The 14,540-nt window shown below is 64.7% G+C and carries 14 protein-coding genes and 3 pseudogenes; 10 read left to right on the top strand and 7 right to left on the bottom strand.

Annotated features, from left to right (window positions below):
- Positions 1-34 precede the first annotated feature (34 nt).
- The 5 genes and pseudogenes from DMP03_RS14890 to DMP03_RS03910 all read left to right on the top strand — a co-directional run.
- Positions 35-1,156 (top strand): annotated as a pseudogene (locus tag DMP03_RS14890) (DEAD/DEAH box helicase); the annotation flags it as partial.
- Positions 1,157-4,099: pseudogene (locus tag DMP03_RS14885) on the top strand (LAGLIDADG family homing endonuclease); the annotation flags it as partial.
- Between the two features lie 12 nt (positions 4,100-4,111).
- A pseudogene (locus DMP03_RS14880) lies at positions 4,112-4,783 on the top strand (helicase-related protein); the annotation flags it as partial.
- A 30-nt stretch (positions 4,784-4,813) separates the two neighbouring features.
- Positions 4,814-5,332 carry an acyltransferase gene (locus tag DMP03_RS03915; protein WP_152119396.1) on the top strand — a complete coding sequence of 173 codons (519 nt, stop codon included), beginning with the start codon at positions 4,814-4,816 and terminating at the stop codon, positions 5,330-5,332.
- Between the two features lie 9 nt (positions 5,333-5,341).
- Positions 5,342-5,782: a hypothetical protein gene (locus tag DMP03_RS03910; protein ID WP_152119395.1), complete on the top strand. Its 441-nt coding sequence runs from the start codon at positions 5,342-5,344 to the stop codon at positions 5,780-5,782.
- Here DMP03_RS03910 and DMP03_RS03905 read toward each other — a convergent pair.
- Together DMP03_RS03905 and dacZ are read right to left on the bottom strand one after the other, a co-directional pair.
- Positions 5,779-6,582, bottom strand: coding sequence for a mechanosensitive ion channel domain-containing protein (locus tag DMP03_RS03905; protein WP_152119394.1), 804 nt, complete (start codon positions 6,580-6,582; stop codon positions 5,779-5,781). The genes DMP03_RS03910 and DMP03_RS03905 overlap by 4 nt on opposite strands.
- Before the next feature lies 1 nt (position 6,583).
- Positions 6,584-7,390, bottom strand: coding sequence for a diadenylate cyclase DacZ (gene dacZ / locus DMP03_RS03900; protein WP_152119393.1), 807 nt, complete (start codon positions 7,388-7,390; stop codon positions 6,584-6,586).
- Positions 7,391-7,504: 114 nt separating this feature from the next.
- Here dacZ and DMP03_RS03895 point away from each other — a divergent pair, with 114 nt between their 5' ends.
- From DMP03_RS03895 to moaC, 3 genes are read left to right on the top strand one after another with little or no spacing between them, the layout of a single operon-like run.
- Positions 7,505-8,317 (top strand): alpha/beta fold hydrolase, encoded by an 813-nt coding sequence (locus DMP03_RS03895; protein ID WP_225870808.1) that lies wholly within the window; start codon positions 7,505-7,507, stop codon positions 8,315-8,317.
- 39 nt (positions 8,318-8,356) lie between these two features.
- Complete coding sequence (locus DMP03_RS03890) at positions 8,357-9,049, top strand: RNase P subunit p30 family protein (RefSeq protein WP_152119392.1); 693 nt, start codon at positions 8,357-8,359, stop codon at positions 9,047-9,049.
- Positions 9,046-9,519: a cyclic pyranopterin monophosphate synthase MoaC gene (gene moaC / locus DMP03_RS03885; protein WP_152119391.1), complete on the top strand. Its 474-nt coding sequence runs from the start codon at positions 9,046-9,048 to the stop codon at positions 9,517-9,519. Before DMP03_RS03890 ends, moaC begins: the two co-directional genes overlap by 4 nt.
- On the opposite strand, the gene hflX is transcribed toward moaC, so the two are convergent.
- Entirely contained in the window at positions 9,516-10,823 is a 1,308-nt protein-coding gene (gene hflX / locus DMP03_RS03880; protein ID WP_152119390.1) for a GTPase HflX, read from the bottom strand. The genes moaC and hflX overlap by 4 nt on opposite strands.
- 85 nt (positions 10,824-10,908) lie before the next feature.
- Between hflX and DMP03_RS03875 the strand changes: the two genes are divergently transcribed.
- A complete protein-coding gene (locus tag DMP03_RS03875) occupies positions 10,909-11,226 on the top strand; it encodes an FUN14 domain-containing protein (protein ID WP_152119389.1) in 318 nt (105 codons plus the stop codon).
- On the opposite strand, the gene DMP03_RS03870 is transcribed toward DMP03_RS03875, so the two are convergent.
- Genes DMP03_RS03870 through DMP03_RS03860 form a run of 4 tightly spaced genes read right to left on the bottom strand, consistent with a single transcriptional unit; the run spans position 11,227 to position 13,470 of the window.
- Positions 11,227-11,967, bottom strand: coding sequence for a ribosome assembly factor SBDS (locus DMP03_RS03870; RefSeq protein ID WP_152119388.1), 741 nt, complete (start codon positions 11,965-11,967; stop codon positions 11,227-11,229).
- 49 nt (positions 11,968-12,016) lie between these two features.
- Positions 12,017-12,193 (bottom strand): hypothetical protein, encoded by a 177-nt coding sequence (locus tag DMP03_RS14180; RefSeq protein ID WP_172967060.1) that lies wholly within the window; start codon positions 12,191-12,193, stop codon positions 12,017-12,019.
- A gap of 42 nt (positions 12,194-12,235) precedes the next feature.
- Positions 12,236-12,988 carry an archaeal proteasome endopeptidase complex subunit alpha gene (gene psmA, locus DMP03_RS03865; RefSeq protein WP_152119387.1) on the bottom strand — a complete coding sequence of 251 codons (753 nt, stop codon included), beginning with the start codon at positions 12,986-12,988 and terminating at the stop codon, positions 12,236-12,238.
- Positions 12,989-12,990: 2 nt separating this feature from the next.
- On the bottom strand, positions 12,991-13,470 hold the full coding sequence (locus DMP03_RS03860) for an Rpp14/Pop5 family protein (RefSeq protein WP_152119386.1): 480 nt from the start codon (positions 13,468-13,470) through the stop codon (positions 12,991-12,993).
- A gap of 98 nt (positions 13,471-13,568) precedes the next feature.
- Between DMP03_RS03860 and DMP03_RS03855 the strand changes: the two genes are divergently transcribed.
- The gene (locus DMP03_RS03855; RefSeq protein ID WP_152119385.1) at positions 13,569-14,531 is read left to right on the top strand and encodes a beta-ribofuranosylaminobenzene 5'-phosphate synthase family protein; all 963 of its coding nucleotides are present in this window, start codon (positions 13,569-13,571) and stop codon (positions 14,529-14,531) included.
- The last annotated feature ends 9 nt before the right edge of the window (positions 14,532-14,540 follow it).

Here is a 14,540-nt window from a genome sequence, read left to right as displayed (position 1 = left end):
GCTGCTTTTGTCCACGCTTCCCCTACTCGGAGCAGTGACAGACGACGCCGACGAGTCAGTCGAGCCGGCAATCCGCCGGGTCGACGCTGACCTGACGCTCGATACGTTCTACGACGCTCTCCAGTCAGTCGGCCGCCCGCTCGCCACCGCGAGCGAACTCGCCCGCGAACTCGACGTGAGCCAGTCGGTCGCGCTCGACGCGCTCGAATCGCTCGCCCGGACGGGGCGTATCGACTCCGCCGACGTGGAGACGGACCCCCGTGTCTGGTTCCCGAGCGACTACAAAGAGACGACAGACCGCGAGCGCGTCGTCGTCTTCCCCGGTCGTCGGCAGGTCGTCGTGGACGGTCCGTCGCAGTTCACCCGCGCACAGCTCTCGCAGTTCGCCCACCTCGAAGACGCCAACCGCGAATCCGGCTACATCTACGAGGTCCGCGAGGAGGACGTGTGGAGCGCCCCGTACGACGAGTTTTCCGGACTCCAGCGCACGATGCGACAGGCGCTCGGTGAGCGTTCCGACGCACTCGAGGAGTGGGTCCGCTCACAGTGGGAGCGCGCCCGGAAGTTCCGGCTCTACAGCCACGAAGACGGCTACACCGTCCTCGAAGCGAAGAGTGCAGACCTGATGGGTAATATCGCCGAACAGGAACTGGAAGAGGGCGACCTGCGCGCGCTCATTTCTGACACCGAGGCGTGGATTGCAGACGACGCCGTCGCCGGCGTGAAACGCACCCTCTACGAGGCGGGCTACCCCGTCCTCGACACCCGTCATCTCGACACGGGTGATGACCTGCCAATCGAGCTTGAGGTGGATTTACGCGACTACCAGAACGAGTGGGTGAACCGATTCACGAAAAAGCGGTCGGGCATCCTCGTCGGCCCGCCCGGCTCCGGTAAGACCGTCGCCGCGATGGGGGTCATGTCCGCAATCGAAGGCGAGACGCTCGTGCTCGTTCCGGGTCGTGAACTCGCCGCCCAGTGGAAGGAGACCATCGTCGAACACACCTCGCTCTCGCCCGACGTTATAGGCGAGTACCACGGCGGGAAAAAAGAGATTCGCCCCGTCACCATCGCCACCTACCAGACCGCCGGCATGGACCGCCACCGCCACCTGTTCGACGATAGAAAGTGGGGCCTCATCGTCTACGACGAGTGTTTGACTGGTGAAACGACTGTGGAGACGCCAGCTCGGAAGACGACATTCTCCCAACTAGATGAGCGGTATGAGTTTGAACAGGGCTGGAATGATGGCATTGACGAACAGGTGCGAACGCACGATCCGGGTGGAGGTTCCGAGTGGACCGAGGTAACGGGAGTGTACAAGAACGAGGCTCCGGTTCAGCGAATCGAGACGAACACCGGACACGTACTTCGGGCAACGCCGTCCCATACACACCTCGTCTTCGACCCTGAGAGCTGTGAGATACAAGAACAGCGGGGTGTCTCGGAGGGAGAGTTTCTTGTGATGCCTCTCCCAGAGCCAGACGAGACAGCACGGGAGAGCGATGGGGCTGCGAGTGCAGAGCTACTGGGGTGGTTCATCGGCGACGGTCATATGAACGAGTACGACGACGTGAAATTCTCGTTCGCTCGGCGTGCAGATGAACAGATTCGGATTTTGGAAATACTCTGTGAGCGACTCGAAACGGATTACTCAACCTTCGAGAACGAGCGGGGGGACCGAACGCTGTGGGCTCCAAAGTTGCGTGAGCCGCTTGGCTGGAGTGGCCAACACGGAAATAAGACGACGACCGTCTCGGTCCCCGACGAAGGATTCGGCTGGTCAGATTCAGACATTGGGGCACTACTGCGGGGGTTGTTCGACGCTGAGGGTTCGGTCGATTCTAAGGGGAGGATACAGTTCAACACCACCTCCGAAGCGCTAGCGAACGACGTGGGTCTACTGCTCCGACGGCTCGGAATCCTCTCTCGCTCGTTTAGTATCGAGCGGGAGGCAGACCAACACAACACCGTCCACCGCATCACCATACCAACCCACTACAACGACCAATTTACGACATACGTTGGCTTCCGACTTGAGCACAAATCCTCGCGCGTCGAGGCTGGTCACTCACCCGCAACGGGCATCCCTGCGGGTCAGTATCTTGAGACGGTCAAAATAGACACGGGGCTAACGAACGAACAGCTCGGTGAGATGGCAGGTATCGCGAAGGGAACAGTCGGAGATACGATTCGTGGAGCGTATCAACTCGGACAGCCACGGCTCGATACACTCGCTGAGGGACTCAACGCTGCTGGCACGAAGTCGTTTGAAGACGCGATAGCTGCCAAGGAATTCGCCGGCATATCGTATCGAGTCCTTGGAGAAGCGCTCGGAGTCGCGACCAGCACCGCAGAGCAGCGTCTCAAGCGAGGTGAGCGAGATGCAGTTCAGGCCGTCGAAGAACTGCTCGACCGCCGCCAGTCAGCCATGTTGAGACACTCCAAACGGCTCTCGTCGCTTTCAGAGCTGTGTCTCTTGGAAGTGGCCGACGTACAGGACGATGGAGTTGAGACGGTGTATGACTTCGAAACGGCGAGTCATACTTTCATCGCGAATGGAATCCTGACGCACAATTGTCACCACATTCCGTCGCCCATCCATCGACGCTCGGCCACGCTACAGGCGAAGCACCGCCTCGGCTTGTCGGTCGATGGAGAGACGATGGTTCCGATTCGGAACGGCGGGGAGCTTTCGATGCGACCGATTGCGGAGTTTGCTGAAGAACACCTCGCTGTAGGCCCCGGTATGGAGCGTCTCTCGGGAATGGAAACACTCGGCGTGACCGAGGACGGAGCCGTTGAGTGGACCCCAATACAGGCAGTGATGAGACATCGCCACGACGGGCAGATGTACCGCGTCAGAGGGCGCAACGGTCGGGAGGTCACCGTCACCGGCGACCACTCACTCATCGTCTTCGACGGGGAGACGATGGAGGTAACGAGCAAGGTCGCCGAGGACTTGTCCGAGACAGATTATCTCCTGCAGCCGGAGGCAGTTCCAGCGCCGGGAGCGACGGACCAGACGGTCGATGTGATGGAACTGCTTGAGGAGGGATACGTACTCATCGACGACGATGCACCAGAGTCCGTATTCGACCCACTGTACGAGCGTGGTATCGGTGATAACAAGAGCAGATACAACTGGAAATCGCGCCGAAGCATTCCACTATCTATCGCCCGCGAAATCGACCTCAATCGCGAGTGTATCAAGGGTGTCTACGTGCACGGTCGACACAGTTACATTCCACCCGAGGTTTCAACCGAAGCGTTCGCGCGGCTCCTCGGCTTGTTCGTCGCAGACGGAGCCCTCGACGACGGGCGTGTGGAGTTCTACGCGACAGATTCCGAGGAAAAATCCGAGGTTGTGGCGTTCGAGCAGGTGATTCGTGGCGTGTGTCCCGAGGTAGACATCAGCTACGTCGCAAACGGCGAGAACTGCACAACACTCCGTGTCACTGGACCACTCGTCCGTGTGCTCCGTTCACTGGGGCTATCGAATGGAGCCAGAGACAAGTCGGTCCCTTCGGTCGTTCTCTCGAATCCAACAGCCTACGAGCCGTTCATCGAGGGAATCGTTCTCGGAGACGGACACAGAGCGAAGCGCGAGCGAGGAAAGGAGATGGTCACCATCTCGACATCGAGCAAGCAGTTGGCCGCCGGGCTAAATCTCTTGTTGGCCGCCCGCGGCTACGTGGGTGGAGAGTACCACCGCAATCCGGAGGTCGGTGTTCGAGAAGGAGACCACGACACCGTCGAGAACTATCTGGTCCGATTCAATCCGAACAACGACGGCCAAACCGGGCGGCTCTCGCTCACTCCGTTCACGGAGCCGCTACAGCGTGCATACGACGAGGCCGAGCGATACGGGCCTCGACGCGCGGACGGTGGGACGTTCGAGAGCGGACTAGCAGAGAGGATGCGACTCAACGACGACGAACTATCGGCCGTCACACAGCGAGGCGACGTAGATGCCGAGTGGCTCACTGAGACAGACGTGGCGATGCTCGACGTTGAGAGTGTCGTCGAAGTTGATTCTGAGGACGAGTACGTGTACGACCTCTCGACCGGTACCGAGAATTTCCTCGGCGACCACTTGTTCTGTCACAACTCCGCGACGCCAATTCGAGAAGATGACAAACAACAAGAGATCTACACGCTCATCGGCCCACCGATTGGGACGAACTGGGCGGCGCTGTTCGATGCCGGCTACGTCGCCGAGCCGGAGGTCGAGATTCGGCTCGTTCCGTGGGCCGACGACGACGCGCGCCGAGAGTACGACGCGGCCGTGGGCCACGACAAGCGGAAGGCCGCCGCCGAGAATCCGGCGAAGCTCCCCGAAATCGAGGCGATTCTGCGCGAGCACCGCGGCGAGAAGGCGCTCGTCTTCGTAGAGTACATCGAGCAGGGCGAACAGATCGCGGAGGCGCTGTCGGTACCGTTCGTCTCCGGCGAGATGCGCCACGCCCGCCGCCGGAAGCTGTTCGACGAGTTCCGCCACGGCGCGCGCGACGTGCTCGTCGTCTCTCGGGTCGCAGACGAGGGTATCGACCTGCCGGGCGCGGAGATTGCGATTGCAGCCTCCGGTCTGGGCGGGAGCAGACGGCAGGGCGCACAGCGGGCGGGGCGAACGATGCGCCCCGTCGGGAAGGCCCGGATGTACGTCCTCGCGACTCGCGCGAGCAAGGAAGAGGAGTTCGCACGGTCGCGGACGCGCCACCTGCAGGGGAAGGGAATCCGCGTGCAGGAGCGAGGCGCAGAGACGGCAGACGAAAGCGAGTAGAGTCAAGTCGGGCGACCCCGAGGAGCGGGTATGAGCGACGACCGAGAGCGAGGGAGACGCCACAACAGACTGGAGCGGCGACCGACCGACGGGCCGCGGAACTCGATGTGGGCGAGCTGGCGGGAGGAGAAGTCGCTGTTCCAGCTGGTGTACAACTACCTCCTCGTAGTCGTCGCCCGACTGATTCCGTCGCTGCGACTGCGTTCGTGGGCACTCCGGCGACTCGGCGCGACGGTCGGCGACGGCGTCGGGTGGGGGCTGGAGGCGACCGCCGACGTGTTCTTCCCGGAGCGCATCACGCTCGGCGATGACTGCATCGTCGGCTACGACGCCGTCCTGTTGTGCCACGAGTATTTGCAGGAGGAGTACCGGGTCGGCGATATTGTCGTCGGCGACCGCGTGATGATCGGCGCGAAGGCGACCGTCCTCCCAGGCGTCGAAATCGGTGCCGACGCGCAGGTGGCGGCGAACTCACTAGTCACCGAAGACGTGCCTTCCGGCGCGACAGTCGCGGGGGTCCCCGCCGAGCCAGTCGAACACGGTGAGTGAGTACCGACGGTGAACGACCCAGCACTCGGCGACCACGTCGCGACCGAGCACCCAGACCACCGGAGCGGCGTCTACCGCGTCGTCGGCGTGGGCGACCGGCAGGTGACGTTACTCCTCGTCGGTGACGAGGAGGGGAAACGCATTCACACCGGAGACGTGGTGTCGGTCGCACTGTCGGAGTTCGACGGTTTCGAATCCGTCGAACCGCCGACGCGCCGACAGTCGCTGCGCGAGTCGATTCGGGCGGGCCGGGCGATTGGCTACTGGTCGCTGCGGGCGAACGCACGACAGCTCCGCGCACGGCCGGCCCAGACGGCGCTCGTGGCACTCCTCCTCGGTGGCGGACTGCTGTCCGACATGCTGAACCTCGCGCCGGAACCGGTGTCGACCGCGCTCGTCGTCGCTGGGAGTCTCCTGTTCGTGCTCGTGGTGACCGGCCGGCTCGGCTAGTCGCGGACGACGACGATGCTGTCGGCGAACACGCGGTTGTTCGGGACGGTGAACTCCTCCTCGCCCGCGTCGATGCGCGTGACGAACACGTCGATTTCCTGGACGATACCCCGTCGTCCGGCGAGTTCGACCTCGTCGCCGATGGCGTACGGTTCGGTGAGCAGGAGATAGACGCCCGCAGCACCGGCCGCGAGCAGCGGTCGCGTCGCCAGCCCGCCGATGAACACGACGCCGAAGGCGTAGGCGGCGAGCAGAATTAACAGCGGGAGCGTGGCGACGCCCAGCTGTGCGAGCGCGATGAGTCCGGCCACGTAGAAGACGCTGTACTTGACGGCCGCGGGGAGGAGATTCACCTCCGGGAGCTTGACTGATCGGAGTCGTTCGCGGAGATACAAGTCCAGTTTGTCCCCGGCGATGACCCCCGCAATGAGGACGACCGCCGCGATGAACAGCTGGCGGAAGAAGCGACTGAGCTGGTCGGTGAGGAGGCTCTGTGCCGACGCGTTGGCGACCTGGAGCGCGATGACGGTTCCGAGCACGAGCACGAACAGCCCACAGAGGTTCGCGAGGACGCCGACGGTCGAGGTGCCGACGTTTCTGGCGGTGCGCTCGAACGGCGTTCCCTCGACGGCACGCGGGACGTCGAACCGGTGAAGCAGTCTGCGGACGTACCGGCGCGTGAGGACACCTGCGACGATGCCGAGCAGGAGGACGACGATACCGACAAAGAGGTCGAACCGCTCGGAGAGCAGGTGGTAGACGCTCGCGACTAAACCGCTTTCGCCCGAGTTGTGTGGCATCTCAGTAGGCCTCCGGGTCGAGTTCGAGGATGAGTTCGCCGCCCTGGAAGGCGCGAATCAGCCCATCGGACTCCGAGAGCGCGATGCTGACCGCGTTCGTCTCCCGGGTGATACCGGCCGCGGCCATGTGGCGCGCGCCCAGCCCCTTCGGGATATCCGTCCCCTCGGCAGAGGGTTCGAGATAGCGGTAAGCGCTCACCAGTTTGCCCGAGTCCGAGATGACGAACGCACCGTCGAGCCGGGTGAACTCCTTCAGCATGACGTTCACGATCGGGTCGCCCACATGGACGTGTGACTTCTCGAAGGGGTTGTACGAGAGCGGGCGAGACTTGTTCATCACCTTGCCCGCGTCGCCGACGACGAACAGCGCCCCCACCTGCTTGCCCTTCTGCCCCTTCTTTCCCAGCTCGATTGCGACCTCGAACACGTCGCGGATGACGCTCGGGTCGGCACGCGAACTAGTAAAGAGCGTGTACGCGCCGGAGTGCTCGAAGGCGTCGGCCTTGGTACGCGTCACGGTGTCGACGCCGTCGAAGACCGAGGTGACACAGCAGACAACGTGTTCTTCCTCGATGTGGCCGTTGTTGAGGGCACCCTCCAGTCCAAACCGGATGCGCTCTTTCACGTCGGCGAACTCGATCGGTAGCTCCACGTACGTCTCCGCGCCCACGTCGTTTTCGGGGGCGACGACGATGACCGGGAAGTCGCTTTCGTCCGCCACCTCGTAGTAGCTCCCGGTCGGCGAGAACAGACACACCGCGTCCACGTCGTCGACAATCTCGTCTAGCAGGTCACGGAGGTCGCTCATTGACCGAACGTCTCGGTCTGCCGAAAAAAGAATTGCGGCGGGCGTCTGCCGTCCGGCTGTCAATCGTCTGACGCCGATGCGTAGGTTTTTGCACCGGTCGCGGTACCACACCACATGACAGAAGGTGACACTCAGCGGGGACGAGCGATGTACCGCGAGCGGACGGCGACGGTCGCGACCGACCGGGGCGACGGACCGACGGTCGTCTTCGCACACGGCACCCTGATGGACCGGACGATGTTCGAGCCGCAGCTCGCGGCCCTCAGCGACGAGTACCGGTGTGTCGCGTACGACCTCCGGGCCCGAACAGACCGCTACGCCGACGAGTACGACCTCGACGACCTGGCTGACGATTACGCCGCCGTACTCGACGGGCTCGACATCGACTCCGCGGTCCTCGTCGGAATGTCAATGGGCGGGTTCACGGCGCTCCGTGCGGCCGAGCGCCATCCCGATCGCGTGGACGGCATCGTCCTCGTGGACTCGGACGCCGGCACCCACTCCGAGGAGGACCGCCAACAGTACCGGATGCTCATCGACCGACTCAAAGACGTGGGCCACGCCACCGACGCGAGCATCGAGGTCGCGCGCCACCAGCTGTTCGGGGAGACGACGCACGAACAGCATCCGACCCTCGTCGACCAGTGGGCGCGCACGTGGGAGACGTATCCGGGACTGGCCGTCCACAACGAGATGGCGTCGTGGCTCGACCGCGAGGACTTCACGGAGACGGCCCGAACCCTCGACGTCCCGGCACTTGTCACCCACGGCGAAGAGGACGTGAGCATCGCGATGGAGAAGGCCGAGGCGACGGCCGACGCGCTCGACGCCGAACTCGTTCGGATTCCGGAGGCCGGCCACTCCTCGAACCTGGAGAATCCCGAGGCGACGAACGCCGCGCTGCGGGAGTTTCTCGACGGGCTGTAATCTCCGAACGCTCTTGGTCCCGGCGGGCGACCCACGGGTATGTACGAGGGCGTCCACGCACATCCCGACGGCGAGGCGACCGTCGCCCGCCACGCCCTGACCGCCGGCGAGTACGGCTACGACGGCATCGTCGTCCGGAACCACGGCGACCGCCAAACCGACTACGACCCCGCGACCGTCGCGGCCGAGACCGGTGTCGACGTGGTCGACGGTATCGAACTCCGGAGCGACGACCGCGCACAGCTGTCGGGGCTCGTCTCGCAGTACCGCGACGACCGGACGATTCTCGCTGTCCACGGCGGCGACGACGACATCAACCGGTTCGCCTGCGAGGAGCCGATGGTCGACGTGCTCGCCCACCCGATGGCCGACGAGGGCGACGTGAATCACGTCCTCGCGAAGGCCGCGAAACAGAACCACGTCCACGTCGAGTTCGACTTCTCGCCGGTGTTCACCACCGACGGCGGAACCCGGGTGCAGGCGCTCCGTGATCTGCGGAAGCTCCGCGACATCGTGAGCTACTACGACACGCCGTACGTCGTGAGTCTGAATCCCGACTCGCATCTCGCGCTCCGCGCCCCGCGTGAGGTCGTCGCCGTCGCGGGCGAGGCGGGTTTCGACTCCGAGTGGACCCGCGAGGGCCTCCGCGCGTGGGGTCGACTCGCCGAGCGCAACCGCGACCGCCGCTCCGAATCGTTCATCGAGCCGGGGGTGCGACTGGAGGACGAATGAGCGACGACGACCTCACTCACACCGACGAGTCGGGCGCGACGGAGATGGTCGATGTCGGAGAGAAGCCGGACAGCGAGCGGCGCACCGTCGCCTCGGGGTCGATTCACCTCCGACCGTCGACCGTCACAGCAGTCAGCGAAAACGACCTCGCGAAAGGCGACGTGTTGGCCGTCGCGCGCGTCGGGGCGATTCAGGCTGTCAAACACACGTGGGAGACGATACCAATGTGCCACCAGATACCGGTCACGAACGTCGAGACCGAGTTTACCCTCGCGGAGGAGCGAATCGACCTCGCCGTCGCGGTCGAGACGACCGGCAAGACCGGCTGTGAGATGGAGGCACTGGAGGGCGTGACGACCGGACTGAACGTCGTCTGGGACATGGTGAAGTCGGCCGAGAAGGACGGCGACGGGCAGTACCCCGAGACGCGCATCTCTGGAGTGGAGGTCGAATCGAAGGAGAAGCGTTAGCTCTCGGCGGCGAGGTCGGCGGCCTTCGCACGAGAGCGTTCCACGACGCTCGGCCGGGCGTCGAACTCGATGATGACCTGCTCGCCGTAGTCCACGTCGTCGACGCTGGCGTGGTCGTGGACCCACGAGACGAGACTCATCGCGTCGTCGGTCATCGGGAGCACGAGTCGTTCGTGCTGGTAGTCGGGAAGCTCCTCGTCGACGCGCTGGCGTAAGGCGTCGATATTCGTGCCCTCTTTCCCGGAGACGGCGACCGGGTTCGGGGCCAGCGGGGAGAGGGTCTCCTTCTTGCGCGCCAGTTCTTCCTCATCGACTTTGTCGATCTTGTTGAGGACGGTGACGATGGGTGCCTCGTTGCGCTCGTAAAGGGTGTCGTGACACGTCACCAGCTTCTCGCGAATCTCTTCTACGTCGTCGGAGATGTCCACGACGAGCAAGACGAGGTCCGCACGATACACCTCCGAGAGGGTGGATTTGAACGATTCCACCAGCCAGTGCGGTAAATCGGAGATGAAGCCGACCGTGTCCGTGACGAGCGCGTCGTGGTCACCCATCTCCGCGCGGCGGGTGGTCGTTCCGAGTGTCGTGAACAGCCGGTTCTCGCTTTCGGCCGTCGTATCGAGGTCCGGGTGCATATCCTCGTTTTCGTCCACGTCGAGGTCCTCGGCGAGCCGGCGCAGGAGCGTCGACTTGCCGGCGTTGGTGTAGCCGGCCAGTGCCACGAGGTCGAAGCCGGACTCGCGCCGCTGTTCGCGCCGGTGTGCTTCCGTCTCCTCGATGGTTTCGAGCTCGTCGCTGATACGCGAGATGCGCGCCTTGATGTCCTGTTCGCGGGACTCGTCGTACTCACCCAACCCCATGAATCCGGGGCGCTCATCGCGCTTGGCGAGAGAGCTTTTCGCCTCGGCGCGCGGGAGTTCATACCGCAGCTCGGCGAGTTCGACCTGTAGCTGCGCCTTCTTGCTCTGGGTGCGCTGGCCGAAGATTTCCAGAATCAGCCGGAAGCGGTCGAGCACCTCGACCGACTCCGGGAGTTTGTTCCCGATGTTGTACGTCTGGTATGGACCGAGGCGGTTGTCGAAGATGACTGTCTCAGCGTCGGTCTCACGGACGAGCGCCGCGAGTTCCTCGACTTTGCCCTCGCCGAGACAGAAGGCGGGGTCTTCTTTCCGCTGTTGGGTCACCTCGCCGACGACGTGGTAGCCGGCGGCTCCGGCCAACTCGCGAATCTCGTCGGTGTCTGGACGGGGGACGTCGCCGCGCTTTGCGACGACGGCCGGGCCGTTGTGTGGATTGCCGCTCACTCACACCCGAATTGGGCACACGAGTACAAAAGTCCGGCCCCGACCCCCCACAAGAGTCATGCCCGTGGCTGTCGCCGTGGGACGTATGGTCGACATCAATCCACAACAGCTCGGGTTGGAACTCGGGTCGGGTGCCGTCATCGGCGGTATCATCGGCTTCGCGGCCAAGAAGGTCGCCAAGCTCATCGCCGTGCTCGTCGGGTTGGAGCTGGCGCTGTTCAAGTTCCTCGAATCGCGCGGAGTCCTCACCGTCGACTGGGAGCGACTGAGCGGCGGGTTCGTTGAGGCGAGTCAAAGCGCCGCCTCCGGTGCGCCGCCGTCGTGGGTGAACACCATCCTCTCGACGCTGTCCATCTCCGCCGGCTTCACCGGCGGCTTCCTTGTCGGCTTCCGGAAGGGATAATTACCGTGTCGCCAGCTCGTCTTTGTCCTTTAGGACCCGCGTCTCTGCTTCCCCGGAGGAGACCTCGTTCACCAGCTCGTAGAACTCGTTTTGCATCCCGGCCGGGAACGTGACGACGCCGACCCACGAACCGTCGCTTTGCCACTCCTCGCGTTCGAGGTCGCCGAACTCGCGCACCTTCGCCTGCCCGGAACCGGCGTAGTCGGCCGGCAGTTGGGCGGCGACGGTGATCTCCTCGAACCGAATCGGAATCACGGGACGGAGCGCGTCGAGCGCGTCGTCTATCTGCTGTTGGGCGGGCGTCATCGGGTCGACGGTGTAGCCGGCCTCCTCCAGCGCGCGGTCGATGCGCTCCGGCGGATGGGGGGTGTCGTTTTGCTGTGGGTTGATGCCGTTTCGCGCGATGATGTTGATGAGTCGTTTCCGTTTCTGTTCTTGCATCTCGCGGCGCTGCTCTGCGGTAATCTGAATCTCACCGCGCTCGATTACCTGCGGGATGATCTCCATCGGGTCGGTCGTCCCGAACACTTCTTCGAGGGCCGACTCGGGCGGGCGGTCACCGGAGGCGGCGTCCTCGAACACGTCTTCGGCCGCGATGACGTCTTCGAGGTCCTGTCCTTCGAACTCCTCGTCGAAGGTGCCCCGCTTGATTGCGAGGGCGGCGTCAGGGTCGACCAGCACCTCGAACCGTTCGCCGTGTGACTCCAGTTGCGCGGTCACCGCGTCGTCGAGTGAAATCATACCTGTCTGTACGCGGGTGACCCTCTAAAAGGTGTGTTCGCCGCGTGGCCTACTCCGCCTGCTCGGCCAGCGCCGCCGCACGGAGGTCGGTGTGGTAGGCCCACGTCGCACCGATACCGGCACCGACGACGACACCGAGGAAGACGCCGACGCCACCGGCGACCGTCCCGCCGCCGATGGCACAGAAGACGGCCAGCGAGATGGTGACGAGGTCCTTGTAGTCCATACTGTTCGTGGAAGGCGTCCCGGCAAAAATCGCTCGGTGAAATTACTCGTCGTCGTTCTCGTCGCTCGCGAGCAGGTCGTGGTCCGTGAGGTGTCGCTCGATTTTGTCGTCCGTCAGGCCGACGTACTGCTCGGTCTCTGCGTCGATAGTCGCGACGCCGACTCCTTCGGGGTCGAGACTGTCATCGTTGACCGACGCGAGCGCGGCGAGACCGAGTTCGACGCCGTCCTCCAGCGTGAGGTCGTCCGCGTAGTGCTCTTCGAGGTAGTCGTTGAGCTCGCCGCGGTCCTCACCGACGGCGAGTGCCCGCCACTCGTACGGGGTCCCGGATGGGTCCGTCTCGAATAGACGCGGGGTCCCGTTCTCGATGCCGCCGACGATGAGCGCGACGCCGAACGGGCGCGCGCCGCCGACCTGGGTGTACTGCTGGATGTGGTCGGTGATGTTCTTCGTGAGCTGCTCGACGCCGACCGGCTCGCCGTAGCGGAGCCGGCTCACCTGCGCCTGTCGGCGCGCGAAGTCGATGAGCTGGCGCGCGTCGGCGACGTGGCCGGCGCTCGCGACGCCGACGTGGTCGTCTGCTTTGTGGAGCTTCTCGACGGAGGACGGTTCCATCAGCGGCGAGCGCGACCGCTTGTCGACGACGAGGACGACCCCGTCTGCGGTGCGGACGCCGATGCTGGCGGAGCCGCGTTTGACTGCCTCACGTGCGTACTCGACTTGATAGAGGCGGCCGTCCGGCGAGAAGATGGTGATTCCCCGGTCGTACGCCTGCTGTTGAGATTGACCCTGCATAGTTACTCGCAATCGAGGTCGGTCGCGCCCACGTGGCCGTCGCCGACCCGCGCATCGACCCGCGGCGGACGGACGACCGCCCGACGGTCCACACCGTCGAGGGCGACCTGTCTCGTTGTCTGGTGTACCTGCGGACGTTGTATATACCTTTCCTCACAGGCTCGTACCGTCCCCGAGACGCCGGTCACGCGAACCCCGACCGGGTGGCCGTCGACGTCCGTCACGCAGGCGAGGGCTGCTCTGCCCCGCTCTACTTCGCCGCGGCGCACGCGGACGACCGCGTGGCCACGGCCGCCATCGAACTCGAAGCCGTACACCGTGAGGTCGGCGTCTGCACTCCCGGTGTCGCCGAGCAGGTTCTGGGCCGCATACCAGAGGTCACGCTGGAACGCGCCGCGGGACAGCTCCGCGTCAGGCCATCCCTCGACCGCGACGGCGAGATACCGCCACCGCTGGCGGAGGTGCTTCGGGAGGTGTTTCATATCCGACGGTCGGCGGGCGAGGGCTTCAATCTCCGGTCTCGGCTGTGAGCCTTACCGGCGTCGAAACCCCGAACACCGTGGGCACACGAGAGTGAGCTATGACCCGCGTCTCGGCCGGCGCGCGCATCCACGTCGGCTTCCAGAACCTCTCGCTGTCCCACGACCGGCTCTACGGCGGCGTCGGCTTCGCGCTCGACCGACCGCGAATCACCGTCGAGGCGACACCGGCAGACAGCGTCCGGTGTGCGGACACCCTGGTCGCCGAGTACGCGACTGCGGTGTGTGACCTACTCGACGTGTCTGGTGTCGACCTCACCGTCGAGGAGCGACTTCCTCGTCACGTCGGTCTCGGCTCTGGAACGCAGATTGCGCTCGCAACGCTGACGGCCGTGTCGGAGGCGTACGACCGCGAACCGCGCGTTCGCGAGCGCGCACCGTCGCTCGGGCGCGGCGGTCGGTCGGGCGTCGGGGTCGCCGCCTTCGAGCGCGGGGGCTTCGTCGTCGACGCCGGCCACCCGACCACGCGGTTCACGACTGACACGCCAGAAGACGGCTCCTGGACGGTACCGGTGGTGGTCGTGCGTCACGACCTGCCAGAGGCGTGGCGCGTCCTCCTGGTCTACCCGGACGCCGACGCCGGACGGTCGGGCGAGACGGAAGACGCCTCGATGCGCGCAGCGGTGGAGCGGGCCGACCCCGCCCTCGCCGACGAACTCGCCGGCATTCTCACTCGGCGACTCCTTCCCGCCGTTGCTGGGGGGGCGTGTGAACCGTTCGGAGAGGCCGTGACCGCCTTCGACCGGCGCAACGGGACGTGGTACACCGACGCGCAGGGAGGCGTCTATCGACCACCTGCGGGCGCTCTCGTCGACGAACTCGAAGCCAGCGCGGCGCTCAGCGGCGTCGGCCAGTCGTCGTGGGGCCCCGCAGTGTACGGTATCACCGACGCGAGCCGCGAACGTGCGGCCCGGGAAGCCGGAGAGGCGGCACTCGATGCCGTCGGCGTTGCGGGCAGCGTCGAGACGGTCGGTCTCGCCAACACCGGCGTACGAATCGGGTGAGTCGCGTAG

Origin of the sequence: Halosegnis rubeus (assembly GCF_009184545.1) — an archaeon.
Classification (GTDB): domain Archaea; phylum Halobacteriota; class Halobacteria; order Halobacteriales; family Haloarculaceae; genus Halosegnis; species Halosegnis rubeus.
The sequence above is the reverse complement of the archived record's forward strand: the minus strand, read 5'-3'. Positions and strand labels throughout refer to the sequence as shown.

Coding starts and splice junctions, on each gene's coding strand:
- DMP03_RS03915 (WP_152119396.1), top strand. CDS start 4,814: ATGAGCGACGACCGAGAGCGAGGGAGACGCCACAACAGACTGGAGCGG.
- DMP03_RS03905 (WP_152119394.1), bottom strand. CDS start 6,582: ATGCCACACAACTCGGGCGAAAGCGGTTTAGTCGCGAGCGTCTACCAC.
- dacZ (WP_152119393.1), bottom strand. CDS start 7,390: ATGAGCGACCTCCGTGACCTGCTAGACGAGATTGTCGACGACGTGGAC.
- DMP03_RS03895 (WP_225870808.1), top strand. CDS start 7,505: ATGACAGAAGGTGACACTCAGCGGGGACGAGCGATGTACCGCGAGCGG.
- DMP03_RS03890 (WP_152119392.1), top strand. CDS start 8,357: ATGTACGAGGGCGTCCACGCACATCCCGACGGCGAGGCGACCGTCGCC.
- moaC (WP_152119391.1), top strand. CDS start 9,046: ATGAGCGACGACGACCTCACTCACACCGACGAGTCGGGCGCGACGGAG.
- DMP03_RS03875 (WP_152119389.1), top strand. CDS start 10,909: ATGGTCGACATCAATCCACAACAGCTCGGGTTGGAACTCGGGTCGGGT.
- DMP03_RS03870 (WP_152119388.1), bottom strand. CDS start 11,967: ATGATTTCACTCGACGACGCGGTGACCGCGCAACTGGAGTCACACGGC.
- DMP03_RS14180 (WP_172967060.1), bottom strand. CDS start 12,193: ATGGACTACAAGGACCTCGTCACCATCTCGCTGGCCGTCTTCTGTGCC.
- psmA (WP_152119387.1), bottom strand. CDS start 12,988: ATGCAGGGTCAATCTCAACAGCAGGCGTACGACCGGGGAATCACCATC.
- DMP03_RS03860 (WP_152119386.1), bottom strand. CDS start 13,470: ATGAAACACCTCCCGAAGCACCTCCGCCAGCGGTGGCGGTATCTCGCC.
- DMP03_RS03855 (WP_152119385.1), top strand. CDS start 13,569: ATGACCCGCGTCTCGGCCGGCGCGCGCATCCACGTCGGCTTCCAGAAC.